At 64.2% G+C, this 15,728-nt stretch carries 12 protein-coding genes; 5 read left to right on the forward strand and 7 right to left on the reverse strand.

Annotated features, from left to right (window positions below; translation table 11 throughout):
* Position 1: 1 nt before the first annotated feature.
* The 6 genes from ACG2LG_RS12630 to ACG2LG_RS12655 all read right to left on the reverse strand — a co-directional run bounded on the left by ACG2LG_RS12630 (position 2) and on the right by ACG2LG_RS12655 (position 6,257).
* Positions 2-964 (reverse strand): cell division protein FtsQ/DivIB, encoded by a 963-nt coding sequence (locus ACG2LG_RS12630; protein ID WP_396259504.1) that lies wholly within the window; start codon positions 962-964, stop codon positions 2-4.
* 5 nt (positions 965-969) lie between these two features.
* Positions 970-1,890, reverse strand: coding sequence for a D-alanine--D-alanine ligase (locus ACG2LG_RS12635; RefSeq protein WP_396259505.1), 921 nt, complete (start codon positions 1,888-1,890; stop codon positions 970-972).
* Positions 1,891-1,894: 4 nt separating this feature from the next.
* The gene (gene murC / locus ACG2LG_RS12640; RefSeq protein WP_396259507.1) at positions 1,895-4,192 is read right to left on the reverse strand and encodes a UDP-N-acetylmuramate--L-alanine ligase; all 2,298 of its coding nucleotides are present in this window, start codon (positions 4,190-4,192) and stop codon (positions 1,895-1,897) included.
* Positions 4,189-5,280 carry an undecaprenyldiphospho-muramoylpentapeptide beta-N-acetylglucosaminyltransferase gene (gene murG / locus ACG2LG_RS12645; RefSeq protein WP_396259509.1) on the reverse strand — a complete coding sequence of 364 codons (1,092 nt, stop codon included), beginning with the start codon at positions 5,278-5,280 and terminating at the stop codon, positions 4,189-4,191. Before murG ends, murC begins: the two co-directional genes overlap by 4 nt.
* A 118-nt stretch (positions 5,281-5,398) precedes the next feature.
* On the reverse strand, positions 5,399-5,683 hold the full coding sequence (locus ACG2LG_RS12650) for a hypothetical protein (protein ID WP_396259511.1): 285 nt from the start codon (positions 5,681-5,683) through the stop codon (positions 5,399-5,401).
* Between the two features lie 19 nt (positions 5,684-5,702).
* The gene (locus ACG2LG_RS12655; protein WP_396259513.1) at positions 5,703-6,257 is read right to left on the reverse strand and encodes a hypothetical protein; all 555 of its coding nucleotides are present in this window, start codon (positions 6,255-6,257) and stop codon (positions 5,703-5,705) included.
* Between the two features lie 220 nt (positions 6,258-6,477).
* On the opposite strand from ACG2LG_RS12655, the gene ACG2LG_RS12660 reads away from it, so the two are divergent.
* Positions 6,478-7,020 carry a sigma-70 family RNA polymerase sigma factor gene (locus ACG2LG_RS12660; protein WP_396259515.1) on the forward strand — a complete coding sequence of 181 codons (543 nt, stop codon included), beginning with the start codon at positions 6,478-6,480 and terminating at the stop codon, positions 7,018-7,020.
* Entirely contained in the window at positions 7,017-9,179 is a 2,163-nt protein-coding gene (locus ACG2LG_RS12665; protein WP_396259516.1) for a LamG-like jellyroll fold domain-containing protein, read from the forward strand. The genes ACG2LG_RS12660 and ACG2LG_RS12665 overlap by 4 nt, the downstream gene beginning before the upstream one ends.
* A 185-nt stretch (positions 9,180-9,364) precedes the next feature.
* On the opposite strand, the gene ACG2LG_RS12670 is transcribed toward ACG2LG_RS12665, so the two are convergent.
* Positions 9,365-10,441, reverse strand: coding sequence for a transposase (locus tag ACG2LG_RS12670; RefSeq protein WP_396259518.1), 1,077 nt, complete (start codon positions 10,439-10,441; stop codon positions 9,365-9,367).
* Here ACG2LG_RS12670 and ACG2LG_RS12675 point away from each other — a divergent pair.
* The 3 genes from ACG2LG_RS12675 to ACG2LG_RS12685 all read left to right on the forward strand — a co-directional run bounded on the left by ACG2LG_RS12675 (position 10,440) and on the right by ACG2LG_RS12685 (position 15,622).
* Positions 10,440-10,637 carry a hypothetical protein gene (locus ACG2LG_RS12675; RefSeq protein WP_396259519.1) on the forward strand — a complete coding sequence of 66 codons (198 nt, stop codon included), beginning with the start codon at positions 10,440-10,442 and terminating at the stop codon, positions 10,635-10,637. The genes ACG2LG_RS12670 and ACG2LG_RS12675 overlap by 2 nt on opposite strands.
* A 323-nt stretch (positions 10,638-10,960) precedes the next feature.
* Positions 10,961-11,695, forward strand: a complete 735-nt coding sequence (locus ACG2LG_RS12680) for a hypothetical protein (protein ID WP_396259521.1) — start codon at positions 10,961-10,963, stop codon at positions 11,693-11,695.
* Positions 11,696-11,854: 159 nt separating this feature from the next.
* A complete protein-coding gene (locus ACG2LG_RS12685; RefSeq protein ID WP_396259523.1) occupies positions 11,855-15,622 on the forward strand; it encodes an FG-GAP-like repeat-containing protein in 3,768 nt (1,255 codons plus the stop codon).
* Positions 15,623-15,728: the final 106 nt, after the last annotated feature.

Genomic DNA, 15,728 nt, shown 5'->3' on the forward strand with positions numbered 1-15,728 from the left:
GTCAGCGTTCGATGATTTGGCGCAGGTCTTGGTCGCCGGTGGTTTCAGGTTCGGGTTCCGGCACCACCACCGCACGCGGCGCTGCCGTGCTGTGGAAAGTCACGGGGAGATTTCTCCGTCCGACCAGCGAAATGGTCGCCAGGCGATCCCCTTTTTCGCGGGCGTGTTCGACGGCCGAAAGGAAATCCGTCATCTGGCGCTCCAGATCATCGTGGCCGAAGGTCGCCTCGATTGCGTCACGCGTGTGGAGCTTGCAGCCCCAGGACTTGTGCAACTCGATCGACTCGACCCATTTCATCGCCTCGGGGACTTGGCGCTCGGCGACCTGCAGCAGGCGCAGGGCCCGGTGGAAGTCGGGATGGTCGATCCGCTCGCCCGGCGTGAGCACACCCTCATTATTCCGCAGGTGGATCACCGGCAGGGCCGCCGCCTCGGTCATCATGCCGGCGGTTGCCGGAAACAGCCGTCCGTTGCGATCCACCAGCAGTCCGCTGCCCACCTCTCTCGACCTGATGCCGGCCGACTCGCAGGCCACCCACACGTAGGGCTTGCGGATCCTGACGTCGACGATGAGCTCGCCGGGGAATTCCCGCACCACGTCCGCCGAAGCCACTTCCGGCAAGGCCAGCAGCTGCGCCCGGATCCGGTCCGGATCGCAATCAAACAGACTGCCTTCGAGGTCGATCTTCGTCACTTCCAGCAACCGAATCTCGTCGATCGCCGGGTTGTCGTTGAGCACGATCTGCCGGAGCCGGAAATCCTCGTTCTCCAGCAGACCCGACTCGATGCCACGCCACACGCCCCAGACCGCCGCCACCACCAACCCGGCGATCAGGCTGAACCGGAACAGCGAGGCGAATGCCCGCCGGAAGTCATACCAGAAGATCCGCGGCGACATCACGCTGGCACGCAGCACCCGCACCTGGCGGCGCTTGCGGACTTTGGATGTGCGGCGGCGGAACATGGCGGCTATCGGGCTCCAAGTTCGAGGGAAAGCTCCGCGATGCGGACGCAGAGGTCGGGAAAAGGAATGCCGACCGCCGCCGCGGACTTCGGCAGCAGGCTGGTCGCCGTCATGCCGGGAATGGTGTTGGCCTCGAGGACGAAGGGCGCACCCCCGGCGTCGAGCAGCACGTCCACCCGCGAATAGACCTCGATGCCGAGCGCGCGGTGCCCGGCGAGGCCGGCCTCCTGAACCCGCCGGGTCGTTTCCCCGTCGAGATCCGCCGGACAGAAGTACTGGCTGCCCTGCGAGCCGCTGAGCCACGGATACTTGCTGGCCATGTCGTAGACGCCGTCCGGTGCGACGATCTCGACCACCGGATAGACCTCGTCGTCGAGCACCGCGACGGTCAGCTCGCGACCCTCGACAAACTGCTCGATCAAGGCCGTGGCCCCATACTTCGCCACATCCTTCAACGCCGCCGCGGCCTGCGCCTCGGTTTTGCAGACATAGACGCCGACGCTCGACCCCTGGCAGGGGGATTTCACGACGTAGGGCAGGGACATCGAGGGGGCTTCGCCCGCGCTCACATCGACCACTTCCGAAGCCGGCGTCGGTACCCCGGCCGCCACGAAGCGTTCCTTCGCGAGGTTCTTGTCGAAGGCCACCCGGCTGCTCGCCGAACCCGCACCGGTGTAGGGAATCCCCCGGCCTTCGAGGATTGCCTGGAGCTCCCCGTCCTCGCCGAGGGTGCCGTGGATGACGTTGAAGGCCAGGCCGGCATCCGCCGGCAGGTCGAAGTCCGGTCCGCGGACATCGACGGGTGTCGCCTTCAAGCCCGCACCCCGCAGGGCCTCGACCACCGCCTTGCCCGAGGCCAGCGAAACCTCGCGTTCGGATCCGGGTCCTCCCATCAGGACGGCAATGTGCAGGTTGTCGGGAAGCATGGTGTTAGAAAGTGATGTCGTCCTCGCCGATGATCTTGACCTCGTGCTCGAGCTCGATGCCGCGGGCACCGCGGGCCTTCGCCTTGATCCGGTCGATCAGGCCGAGGACTTCCGCGGCGGTCGCGCCGCCGCGGTTGACGATGAAGTTGCCGTGCTCGGCGGAAACCTGGGCCTTGCCCTCGGCGCTGCCCTTGAGCTCGAGTTGATCCACGAGCATGCCGGCCGGGATCTCATCCGGATTTCTGAAAATGCAGCCGGCACTCGCCGCGACCGGCTGGGTCGATCGACGCTTCGCGCGCGATTCGTCCCAGCGCCTGCGGATGTTCTCGGCGCTGTCCGGCTCGCCCTTGAAGACCGCCCTCAGGGCGAAATTCCGCCGCAGCTCGGGGACGTTCCGGTAGAAGGATTCGATCTCGTCGCGCTCGAGCGTGCGGATCCCGCCGTCCTCCATGAGAACCGTCAGCCGGACCACCTGGTCGAAGGTCTCGATGCCCATCGCCCCCGCATTCATGCGCAATGCGCCGCCGACATTTCCCGGGATCCCCTCCATCCACTCGAAGCCTCCCAACCCCGCGGCCTCGGCCACGCTCGCAACCTTCTTCAAGCGCACGCCGGCTCCGGCAACCACGTGACCGTCATCGTCCACCCGGCACTCGCCGAACTCGCCGCCTTTCGGATGGATCACCGCCCCGCGGATGCCGCCGTCGCGCACCAGCAGGTTCGACCCCCGGCCGACCACCCGCACCGTGATGCCACGGTCGCGGCAGTAGTTCGCCACCTCGGCAAAGGCCTCGAAGCTGCGGGGCTCGATCCAGAATTGCGCCGGGCCACCGACCAGCATCGTCGTGTGGCGCCGCATCGGCTCGTAGAGCCGGACCTCCAGCGCCTCTTCGGGAACCAGGGCGCGCAGATCCTCCACCACTTTGAGGTCACGGGCGATCCGGGTGCCGGCTTCGTGGACATTGCCCGCTCCCAGGGTGATGAGAAGATCGCCGTCGGCGAGGACGTTGCCGACCCGGTGGTGCGCCCCGGCGAGATCCGGCACCGAAGTCGCGCGTCCCCCGTGGCTGACGATCGCATCGACCACCGTCGCGCCGGTCACGCCCGGGATCGGCCGCTCGCTGGCGGGGTAGATGTCGGTGACGAACACCTCGTCCGCCCCGGCGAGCACCTTGCCGAAATCATCCGCCAGGGCCCGGGTCCGGCTGAAACGATGCGGCTGGAACAGGACCACGACCCGCTCGGGTCCGAGCTGCCGGGCCGTCTGCACGGTCGCCGCGATCTCGGTCGGATGGTGACCGTAATCATCGACGATCCGCAACCGCTTCGACAGATACTTCGTCTCGAAGCGCCGCCGCGCGCCCGCAAAGCTGTTCAACGAGCGCGACACCAGGAGAAAGTCCGCGCCCAGCCGGTCGCAGGTCGCGATCGCGGCCAGCGCATTGAGCACGTTGTGCCGACCCGGGATCGCGAGTTCGACCTCCCCGAGCTTGTCCCCGCCCCGAAGTACGGCAAATGCCGTAGCCCCGCGCAGCTCGCGGATCTCGCCGGCGGTGTAGTCGGCATCCGACCAGCCGTAGCTCACCGCCTGCGGGTGACCGGCGCACACCGACCGCGCGCCCTCGTCCTCGCGGCAATAGACCACGGGGCCGGATGTCTGTGAAAGCAGCGTGCGGAAGACCTCCTTGATCTCGTCGAGGTCGCGGTAGTGATCGAGGTGCTCGGCCTCGATGTTGAGAACGATCGAGCAGGCGGGATGGTAGAGCGCCAGGGTGCCGTCGCTTTCATCGCCCTCGGCCACCATCCATTCGCCGTCTTCGGACCAGCGGGCGTTCTGCCCGAGCACCGGGATTTCGGCCCCGACGTAGTGGCTCGGGTGCATCCCCGCCTCCCGCAGGGCGTAGGCGACCATCGCCGAGGTCGTCGTCTTGCCGTGGGTGCCGGAGACCACGATCCCCCGCCGGGTGGCAAGAATCGCCGCCAGGCACTCGGCCCGCCGCATCAGCCGGATTCCCTTTTCCCGCGCGGAGGACAATGCCGGATTGTCCGGCCGGATCGCGGAGGAATACACGACCACGTCCGCGCCATCGACCGCCTCGGCGGTGTGCGGCGACGAGAACCTCAGCCCGAGCCCCTGCATGCGCTCGGTTTCCGCCGTGGTCACCTTGTCCGAGCCGCTGACCCGGTGGCCCATGCCCATCAGCAGCAGCGCCAGACCGCTCATTCCCGAGCCGGCCACGCCCACCAGGTGGACCCGGAGCGGACGGGAAAGATCGGTCAGTCGCTGGGAAAGGTCTCTCATTTCAGGGTCGATTCGATGGCGGCGCAAACCCGCGCGGCGGCGTCCGGCACGGCCAGCGCCCGGGCCGCCGCCGACATGCGCTCACGGGTTTCATGTTGCAAGAGTTCAGCGATGCGCGCTGCGAGTCCGGTCGCATCGAGTTCCGCCTCGGTTTCCAGAAAAGCCGCGCCGGCATCGGAGAAGACGCGCGCGTTGACGGTCTGATGATCGTCGGCCGCGTAGGGAAAGGGCACGAGGATGGACGGCAGGCCGAGGTGCGCGAGCTCGGTCATGCTCGATGCGCCCGAGCGCGCCACCACCGCATCCGCGACGGCGTAGGCCGATGGCATGTCGTCGCAGAATCCGACCACCCGGTAGCCCTCCCGCCCGCCGGACTCGGTCCGCACGCGATCCTCGTCCCCGGGGCCGGCGATGTGCAGCACCTGGGTGCCGGACGGCAGTTCAGCGGTCGCCACCAGCGAATTGAGCTTTCGCGCCCCCTGGCTCCCGCCCATCACCAGCAGCGTCGGTTTCTCCGGGTCGAGATCCCACTTCGCCGCGGCATCGGCCCTCGTTGGGAGTTCCTGAAGTTCGGCGCGCACCGGAGTCCCGGTCACCAAGCAGTCGCGCCCGCCGAAGTGGGCCTTCGCGGCTTCCAGCCCGACCAGCACCTGGCGGCACCAGCGTGCGGTCAGGCGGTTGGCCTTGCCGGGAAGGGCATTGGAATCGTGGACGAAGCCCGGCAGCCCGAGCCTTTTCCCCGCCACCACCGGCGGCAGCGAGGTGAAGCCACCCATGCCCAGCACGGCGTCGGCATCAAAATCGCGGATCAGGCCCCGGCAACGCCCGATGGTCCTCCACACGCTCCACAGGAAGGGCAGCATCTTCGGCGAGAAGGTCGGCGGCTTGGGCAGGGCCGGGATCGTTTCAAAACGATAGGCGTCGTACTTCTTCGAGGCCTCGCGATCGATCTTCTTCTCGGAAACCAGCAGCAGGACCCGGCCACCACGCGCGGTCCACTCCTCGGCTACGGCGAGGCCGGGAAACAGATGTCCCCCCGTGCCGCCGCAGGCGATCACCAGAGCCGGCTGCCGCTTGCGTTGTCCCATGTGCGTGTCCCGAAGCGTGCCCACGCCATGGCGAAGGCATCACATGGCCGAAGAATGCAGTATTTCCTGATAATCAGGCAATCCTCAAAACCCGGAAAACCCGGAATAAGCCCGCTTTTCACCGCTTCGCCATCTGCTTGCGCAGCAGCGGGATGAACTCGGACTCCATCCACGCGAAGGCCGCCTCGAGTCCCTCGCTGCGGTAGAGGTCGCCGATCCGCGCCTCGACGCGGGTCGGATTTCCGAAGGCACTGAGGAAATCGTTGGAGGTCAGGCGGGTGAACCAGTCGCCGTCCATCGTCCCGCGCTCCCGCAGGACCCACGAGCGGGCGAAGAGCGCCAGCACCGCATCGCCGATCCACGCGCGTTCCCTTTCATCCCGGATGGCATCCTTCTCGTTCATCGGCGCGGAGAAGCTGGCTTCACGGCGTCGGTGTGGCCAGCTTTTCCAGCTTCCGCTGCCGCATCCGCTCGCGCAGCCGCTGCTCGGACTCGCCATCCCAGTAGCCGGGCGCCAACTCGAGGAAGACGCTGGTGTAGGGCAGCGCCGTGTCGGTCCGCAGTACCAGCACGTCGAAGCTTTTCTGGGCATCCTGGATCAGCGTCATCAACGAATCCTGGTCGAGTTCGGTGGTTTCGTAGCCGTGGAGCGCGGTCTCGAGCTCCTTGCGATACTGATCGATGCCCGGTGCGAAATCATTCTCCACCATGGGCAGTTCCCGCGGCAAATAGATCCGCGGACGCACATGCTCGGTCCGCTCGAGCGTCCGCAGCACCTCGTCGAGCACCACCGGGATGGGCTCGTAGGTGTTCACTTGGCGGGTGCCCGACCGGCTGTGCGCCGGAAACGAACTCTCGGCGATGACGATCCAGTTGCGGTAGCCGAGCTGGGCGGCCTGCATGTCCACCTCCGCCCGCCAGCCACCCGGGCCGGCCATGCAGCCGCACAGCAGGCTCAAGCCCGCGCCCGTCAGCACCCTCTGAAAGCCCCTTGTCACCAACGCGGAGTAAAGTCACGGGAACCGGCGAAGTCAATCGACCGGAACCGGGGCTCGCCCTTCTCCCTGCCGATCGTTTCCCGGGCCGGGACCGCGCGAAGCTGGACCATGCCCGGCCCTGCCGTGCGATCAGCCATTCCGGAAAAGCCTGTAACTTCCCTGTTTCGGCATTATTCCCAAGGGGAGGATTCGTCTTGCCGTGGCTGAAGAACAACCAAGCGTCGAAAAGGAATTTGTGGAGCTTCTGGTGTCCCACCAGTCGCTGATCCGCGCCTTCGTCATCTCGCTGCTGCCCGGACTGCCCGAAGCGGAAGACGTCATCCAGAACACCAACCAGGTCCTCTGGAGCAAACGCGAACAGTTCACCCTCGGCACCAATTTCAAGGCTTGGGCGCTCACCACGGCGCGTTTCCAGACGATGGCGCTCCAGCAGAAACTCCGCAACGAGCGACGCCAGCCGCTTGACGACGATGTCATGGAGATGGTTGCGGAAGAAGCCATGGACCTCGATCCGGCCGAGTGCAACCGCCGGCTTGCGGACCTCAACGACTGCATGAGCCAGCTGCAGGTGCGCGATCAGGAACTGGTCCTCCATCGCTACTGGAAAAAGGCCGGACTCGCCGAGCATGCGCGGGAAACGGGCCGGAGCGTCGGTGCCCTGAAGGTCGCCCTGCACCGGATCCGGGAAACCCTGCGGACCTGCCTTGAAAGAAAAATCCAGATGAGGGAGGGTCACCCATGATCCGCGACCACCATGAAGTCATCGAGGAGGCGACCCGCCTCATCCATGACCTTGAGGATGGCGTGATCGCCACTGCCGACCGCGAACGGCTGATGGAGCTGATGCGCTCCGATGGAGCCATCCGCCGACGTTACATGGAGCAGCTGCAACTCTCGGCTCTCATCCAGCAGTCCGCCGAGACGCGGGCGGAGCTCGGCACGATGCCGATCAGCTCCGAAACCCTGCAGCGCGAGAAACGGCGAAGCGTTGTGCTTTCCCTCAGCTACGCCGCCGCGGCAGTGGTGGCGCTGGGACTCGGAATGCTGCTCTATCAGGTCAGCCAGCCGGACCCCTCGAGCACGGTGGTGCTCGACAGCTCGAGCGATGCCTCCTTCGCCATCGTTCAGGGCAACGAGGACGACGGCGGGCAGCTCGGGCCGGGCGATCAAGTCACGCTCCAGCGCGGCCTGCTCCGCTTGCGGTTTCCCTCCGGCGTCGAGGCCTTGATCGAAGGTCCTTCCCAGATCGAGCTGATTTCCGCGTCCACTGTCCGCATGGATGCCGGCATGGGTTGGTTCCGGGTGCCCGAGGAAGGCCGCGGCTTCACGGTCCGGACCGAGCTCGGCCGGATCGTCGACCTCGGAACCGAATTCGGCATCCGGTTCGCCCGCGGCGACCAACTCGAAGTCCACGTCCAGACCGGCCGGGTCGAAGTTCTGCCGTCGGTTCCGGGGGCCGGAAAGGTCGGGTTGAACGGAGGAACGGCGCTGAGCTTCGACTCCTCTGGCCGCAGCCACCCGATCGACCTCCGACCGAGCCTGTTCCGACGTCAGTTCTCGAAGGCTATTCCGCGCGTCCACTGGTCCTTCGACACCGTCGTCGACGGGGCCTTCCCCGCCAGCGGCAGCTTCGACGGCGTCGAAAGCCACGCCCTGCGGCTACGGAACCGGCAAGGTGAGGTCTCCCGGCCGGTAGAATCGCAGATCGACGGGGTCTTTGGCAGGGCGTTGTCATTGAAGGCCGGCGGACTCTTCGCCGAGTCCGACTTCCCCGGCATCGATGGCGACGCGCCGCGCACCGTCGCCGTCTGGATCCGCCACCGCACCGCCCCCTCTGCCACGGAAACCGACCCCCGCACCGGGGCCGGCGCAACCCCTCCGGCCGGCGACCAGGCCTACCTGCTCAACTACACCAATGCCGGCCTGACAACCGCCACGGGTGCAACCGGGGTGACGCTCTCAGCCGGCACCACCTACTCGCTCGAGTTTCAGGCCGCCGCCCTGCCCGAATCGGGAACAACCGATTACCGGGTGGAACTCGTCGCCTTCAGCGCGGCCGATGACGACACCCGCCGCCTTGACTCCCGGGTCGGCAGCAGTCCCGGCAAGGTGGTTGCTGTGGCAGAAGGAGTGGTTCGCGCCACCGACCCCGCGGTCCGTGGTCGCGCCTCCTTCACCCCGGCTTCCGGCGACCCGCATCTGGGCCGGGAACTCGGCATCCGCCTGATCAAGCCGGGCGCGCCGGTGCTTTACGACGAGATCCGACTCGCCACCCATCGCCGCGCTGAACCTCCGGTTTTCGTCTTTTCCGAAGACTTCGAGGTGCCGCAGGTCAGCGGCTACGCCGAGCAGACCCTGCCCTACCGCGGCTGGATCGGAGCGCGGCCTCATGGCCAGTCACCCATCGAAAGCGGCTTCGGAGCCGAACACCACGGCCTGTTCAGTGATCGTCCGGTCGGTGCCACTCCCGTCGTCGCCTGGGGCACACCGGGCTCCGCTTCGGCATGGGCCGGCTTCATGCTGCCGGGCCGCCCGCCGGTTTGGACCGTGATGAATGCCCGCGGCTACCACGACGCCCGTGGACCCGAACCGCTGCTTCCAGACGTGTGGACCCATGTCGCCACCGTGTGCACCGGGCGCAGAAGCGAGGACGGCCGGCCCGAGATTCTCCATTACATCGACGGCAGATTGGCGGAAACCGTGAGCCACTTCCCCGCCCCACTTGCCAGTTCCGCCGCGGACTCCACCGGTTTGCGGATCGGCCGCCTGCCGGGCAGCGCCCCCGGCGGCCCCACCCTCGACGCCGACATCGACGAACTCCACATCCTCCGCGCCGCCCTCGGCGAAGAGGAGATCTGGCGGTTGATGGACGAAAACCGCCCGGTCGTCGCAGGGGAATGAGACCCGCAAAAGCGGGTCGCCAGAGTCATCAGGGGCGATGGTGATTGCGACGCTCTACTGCAGAAAGTAGTTGGGGCAGGATCAGCCTCCACACCTGCGGACGATGTTTTGCGGGTATCTGGTCGTGGCGACCCGCCCGCTCACGAACGAGGGGCCAGGCGTGACTCCCGTCCCGATCCCGCACGCTATCCCACCGGATCCTTTTGCAGGTTCCTCATGGCGTAGAGCCGCTCGGGCTTCTTCCTCAATTCCAATCCGCGGAGGCTGCGCGCACCTTTCCGACGCTTCTCGGAAAACCACTCCCGACGTTCGCGGAACACCTGCTCGACGTAGTCCCGCGAACCGATCGCCGCTCCGTCGGTGAAGTATCTCACCCGGCATCGCAGGTATTCCGCCTGACTCAGCCGTCCCCCGTCAGCGAGCACCTCCAGCGCCTTTTGCCGGGAGATCCGCTTCTTTGATAACGTTGCTGCCTCCTCACCCCTTGCTCTCTCTACATGGCGCCGGTGATTCGCAAGCGGCACCCCGAAGAGCTCGCAGCGCCAACAAGCCAAGGCCTCCTCCACGCCGAGGCTTTCGTTTCGTGGACCACCGTGGGGATCCAGGCTCACCAGCCACTTCAACGCCTCGCGTGCCACGTGCCCGCCGGCCACCGCCTCGGCATAGCCGCACCAGCGGTAATCCTTGGGATCGTCACAGATCTTCGCCCGCACCGGATTCAGGTCGATGTAGGCGGCCATCGTTTGCAACGCGCGGCACTCCCCCTGCACCAGCACCGAGCGGAAGCGGTCCTCCCAAAGGGTTCCGCGGCGCTGGTGACGCCGGTTGAACCACTGCGTGAAGCGTTGCTTCAACACCTTCATGAACTGGCTGACGTTCCACATCCGCGAAAACCACTTCTCGCGCAACGCCTCGGCCCATTCCTCCGAACCGGTCTCTCTGAGGTGGCGAAGTTCCCACTCCAGGTCGCCCGCCTGCTTGTCACCAAGTGTCGAGCGTACCCGGGCCACCAACTCCACGTCATCGGGCAGATCTTCGTCGGCTGGCCGCTTCGGCACCTCGACCAGGATGTGGAAGTGATTGGACATCAGGCAGTAGGCGATGATCCGCAAGCCGTAGAGCCGCTCGTAGCAGCGCATCAATTTCAGAAAATGCTCCTTCTCCGCCGGACCCAGCACGAACTCCCGGTTCACCACCCGCGAAACGCAGTGGTAGAAGGCCCGATCCATCGACTCGGGTGCGAGCATGCGGGGACGTCTCATGCCGCCAATCCAATCAAACCCCGTCGAGACCGCAAGATTTCTTTTAAAGGGACAGGTAATATACAACGGTACCGGCGCAGCCCCCGGGGACCCGACCCTCGACGCCGACATCGACGAACTCCACATCCTCCGCGCTGCCCTCAGCGACGACGAGATCTCGACGCTCATGGAACAAAACGTCGTGGATTTCCGCTAAGAGGTCGATCGCTGAATCCCCGGCAGCATCTTGGACAAGCCCAGAAGGAAGGCCGCAATGAGAAAGGAGACTCCTGTTCGGCCCGACCCACGGCACCTCAGCGGTCTCGACCCTGCCACCCTTGCCGAGAATGCGTGGAACCCGGGCCCCGAGCAGTATCTGATGCTCGAAGAACTTGAGGTGCTTCCAGTTGCGCACCTGGGTGTCGTGAACCGTGCCAGGCTCAAAAAAAAAACACGTTTCTGCGTAACCTTTCTTCACGGAGCCTATTCAGTAGCGAGATGCATCGATCCGTCCAACTCCAACCGCCCCTTCCCCGTATTGTGAAACAACTCCTGACTCCCACCATCGCACTCGGACTTGCCGGAGCCGCATCGGCGGCTGTCGTGTTTACCGAAGACTTTGAAGGTTACGGGAACGCCGACGACAATACGGTTGCCACCTACGACCAGTATCCTCCTACTCCCACTGGCTGGGTTGCCGCAAATACCGGTTTCAATGCATCCCAGTCCGGGCTGAATTTGGTCGGAACCAACACGGTTTACAGCTTCCGCTACACGAACAGCGGGCTTACCACCACCGACGGACAGATCGGCAACTTGGCTGCGGGCACCTACACCATCAGCTTTGATGTGTTGTTCGACAACGGTAATGCCAGCCCGTTCAGCGTGTATTTGGGGACCTTCGCCACTGCGGACGATGCCGACCGGCGCGACGCGGCCTCCGGTGCCACCTCCGACTTCAGCGCCCTTCTCGCACGGGTGGATGGTGAATACAATGCTGGCACTCCTGCCTGGGAATTCTCGTCAGGTGGAACTGATAACGATTCCCAAGCCTTCAGCAATTCGACTGCCACCTCCACCACGGTGACCTTCACCTACATCTCCGATGGGACTGAGACCACAGCCGGGCAAGACGTGGCACTCCGCCTGGACGGTGCCACAACCACCGGCAACATTGACAACGTCAGCGTTGATTTTGTCGCCATTCCCGAGCCCTCCGCTGCTCTTCTCGGTGGTATTGGCTGCCTGATGCTGCTGCGCCGCCGCCGTCGATAATCTGAGTCGGTAGATGCCTTCACCACCAATCGCCACGGCTTGAAAAGCTGTGGCGATTTTTTATTTTTCCGCCTCCAGCGCACGAGTTCCACCTTGCGATGGCAACGACCGCCAGGACGCACGGTAGCCACTCGCGGACATCCTAGCTTTTGACAGAACGTGAAGATCTTCCGACCCGTCTTGCTAGTGCTGAATGGGTTGTTGATGGGCCCACCCGCCAATGCCCTGGAATTCACGAATGTCACACTGGCGGCCGGCATCGACCATGTGTTTGATCAGGATCCCGCCAATCTGGACACGGACCCGGAGCACCCGGTGATGACGGGGGGTGCGGTGGCGGAGGATTTCAATGGCGACGGCTGGGTCGACCTGTTTGTGCTGCAGGGCGGATTGAGCCCCAACATGCTCTACATCAACCAAGGGGATGGAACGTTCGTGGAGGAGGCGGTCAGTCGCGGCGTGGGACAAACTGGCAGGCACACCGCGACCTGCGGGGCCGACTATGACTCGGATGGTGATGTCGATTTGTTGGTGGTCAACGCCGTCGCCGGTTTCCACTTGTTGCTCACCAATGACGGCACCGGTCATTTCGCGCTGGACACGACACAATTCCCCAATCCCGTGATGAGGAATTCCAGTGCCAGTTGGGCCGACACCAACGGCGATGGCTTGCTCGACCTGGCCATTGGAGCGTGGAACAACGAGGGTGGCGGTGACCTCTTCCAAGAGGGGGACATCACCATCTACCGCAACCAGGGGGCTGGCAGTTTTGTGGCCTACCAAACGATCCCCGGAAGTTGGAACTACGTGCCCCATTTTGCCGATCTCAACGGGGATGGCTGGGTGGATTTGCTGCAAGTGGCGGATTTCAGTCAAACCGAATGGTTTTTCAACAATGGCAGCGGCATCTTCCTGCCGGGCGGATCCAGTGACATTGAAAACGGCATGGGAGTGGCCACCGGCGACCCAGACAACGACGGGGACCTGGATATCTTCATGACCGCCATTCGTGACGAAAATGTCGATCCCTCGGTGATCCAGTACACAGGCACGGGGACGAGCGGCAACCGGTTCCTCCGCAATGTCGGCGGCGGAGAATTTGTCGACGCGACGACGCAGGCGGGGGTTCGCGATGGCCACTGGGGCTGGGGGGCGGTTTTCGGGGATTTCGACAATGACGGCGACGAGGACTTGTACCATGTCAATGGCTGGCCTGCCTACATCGTGGATGAACCCTATGCGGGAACTCCCTCGGTGTTGTTTGAAAACAACGGTTCAATGGTGTTTTCCGAGGTGGCCGCCTCATCGGGTGATGCGGCGGATACGGGTCAGGGCAGGTGTGTGGTTTCTTTCGACTATGACAATGACGGGGATCTCGACCTGTTCATCGTCAACAACAACGTCCTCAACCCCCTTCCCGGCGGACAGTTCACCATCTCGCCCGGGCAGCCTGTTCTGCTGCGCAACGACACCGCGCCCGCCGGGAATTGGCTCAAGGTGAGGGTGGCCGGGGCAGCTCCCTACCACTCCCATGGCATGGGGGTCCGGCTCCACTGCAGCTTGCCCGGCAAGAACCAGATGCGCGAGATCAACGCCTCGAGCAATTACAACGGCCACGGTCCCTACCGGATTGCCCACTTCGGTGCCGGGGCGCAGACGGAATTTCAACAGGTCCGTGCTGCTTTTCCCGGTGGCCGGGAAGTCTGGCGGGACCATGTGGCGGTCAACCAGGAAATCGTCATCCACTCGCCGAAGGCCTCCGTGACATCCACTCAGGTCGATCCCGCCGAATCCGTGGAGTTCGAGATTCGCGGGGCTGACCTGCCCGCCGGTGCGGTGGTGGTCTGGAGTTACCTGGGGGTCGATTACGCCAATCCGGCAACCATCCAGTTTACCACACCCGGTGCGCATTCCGTGGTCGCCAGCGTGTATGCCGACTCAAGTGAGACCGAACTGCTGTGGGCCGAGCGCCACCCGGTGGAGGTGAATAACACCGGCGCCCCGGTGCCGAGCATTGCACGCCTGTGGAACGAGGAACTGCTGCAATCGATTCGCATGGACTTCCCGGACCCGGCCGTGCATGCGCGCAACCTGTTTCACGTTTCCGTGGCGATGTGGGATGCGTGGGCTGCCTACGATCCCACGGCGGTCGGCTACATTCACCGTGAGGAGCAGAGCCCGGTCGACGTGGAGGCGGCGCGTCACGAGGCCATCAGCTACGCTGCCTACCGGGTTCTTCATCACCGGTATTCCAAGTCGGTCAACGCTTCAACATCGCTGGTCCTGTTCGATGCGAGAATGGCGGCACTGGGATATCCCACTGCCACGACGACATTGACCGGGGACAGCCCCGCCGCCGTCGGCAACCGGGTGGCTGCGGCAGTGCTCGCCTGGGGGGAGAGTGACGGATCGCGGGAAGACACCTTTTACGACGACCCGTCATACGAGCCTGTCAATGCCCCGATGCGGATCGAACTCTCCGGCACCACGCTGGCTGACCCCAACAGGTGGCAGCCGCTTCGCTTCACTCGGGCATTTACCCAGAACGGACTGACCACCAGCACTACCCAGGTCTTTGTTGGTTCTCACTGGGGGTGGGTCCGGCCGTTTGCCCTCGCGAATGAATCGCCGATCCACCTTGATCCCGGCCTGCCGCCGCAGTTGGGGGGCCAGGGAGACACGGCATACAAGCAGGGCAATCTGGACGTCATCCGGTTCAGCAGTTGGCTGGATCCGGATGACGGGGTGATGATCGATATTTCCCCGAAGTCGAAGGGGCTCAACTCCCTGGGGGCCAATGATGGCACCGGGCATGGGACGGCTCCCAATCCGGTCACCGGTGAACCTTACCAAGAACAATGGGTCAAACGGGCTGATTACGGCCGAGTGATTGCCGAATTCTGGGCAGACGGACCGGAATCCGAGACGCCGCCAGGGCATTGGAACAAACTGGCCAACCAAGTCGCCGACCATCCGCTTGCCGACAAGAGATTCAGGGGACAGGGGCCGGTGCTGGATGAGCTTGAGTGGGATGTAAAATTGTATTTTGCACTCAACGCCGCGCTGCACGACTCAGCGGTCGCTGCATGGGGATGCAAGCGATATTACGACTATATCCGACCAATCAGTGCGATCCGCCACATGAGTGGCAGCGGGATTTTGCCCGAAGTGGCCGGCCTCGTGGAAAAAATCACCGCCGAATCCTCCGCCCCCGGTGAGCGTCACGCGGCACTGGTCGCCGGTGACGCATCCATTGGTGACACCGCCATTTATGCCTGGGGAGGAGAGCCCGCTGATCCGGTGACTGAGTATTCCGGAAGTGAGTGGATCCTGGGGGTGGACTGGCTGCCGTATCAACGGGATACCTTTGTCACTCCGGCATTCGCCGGCTACGTGTCGGGCCACAGCACATTCAGCCGGGCAGCTGCCGAGGTGCTCGCCTACTTCACCGGCACTCCCTATTTTCCCGGCGGGCTGGGAAGTTACACCAAGAAGGCCGGAAGTCTGGAATTTGAATACGGGCCCTCGACGGATGTCACCCTGGAATGGGCGACCTACTATGACGCGGCGGATGAGGCGGGAATTTCACGGCTCTATGGTGGTATTCATGTCCCCGCTGATGATGGCCCCGGCCGAATCATGGGTTCCACGGCTGGAATCAGGGCGATGAGACTGGCTGAAAAATATTATGATGGAACCATTCTTGCGCAGCCGATCCGTGCGAAGTCGATCAGGAATGGAGGGCAGTTTATCGTCCAAGCCGATGTGATTCGGGGGATGTACATGAAACTGCAGTCCAGCTCGGATCTTACAGATTGGGAAGACATTACAGAGCCTCAGCAGATCCTTGATCCCAACCCGAGTTGGACGATTGACAGTACTTTGCCCAAGTATTTTTTCCGGGTTGTACAGCAGCCATCGCCCTGACACGGTTTCCCTTGGCGAGACACCGACGCGTCCGATCTCATGGACATTTACCGGGTGAGTACTGCCTACACTTGCACAAGCACCAAAATGTAGTGCCCCCTAGAGG

Source organism: Haloferula sp. A504 (genome assembly GCF_044385805.1).
GTDB lineage: Bacteria > Verrucomicrobiota > Verrucomicrobiia > Verrucomicrobiales > Akkermansiaceae > Haloferula.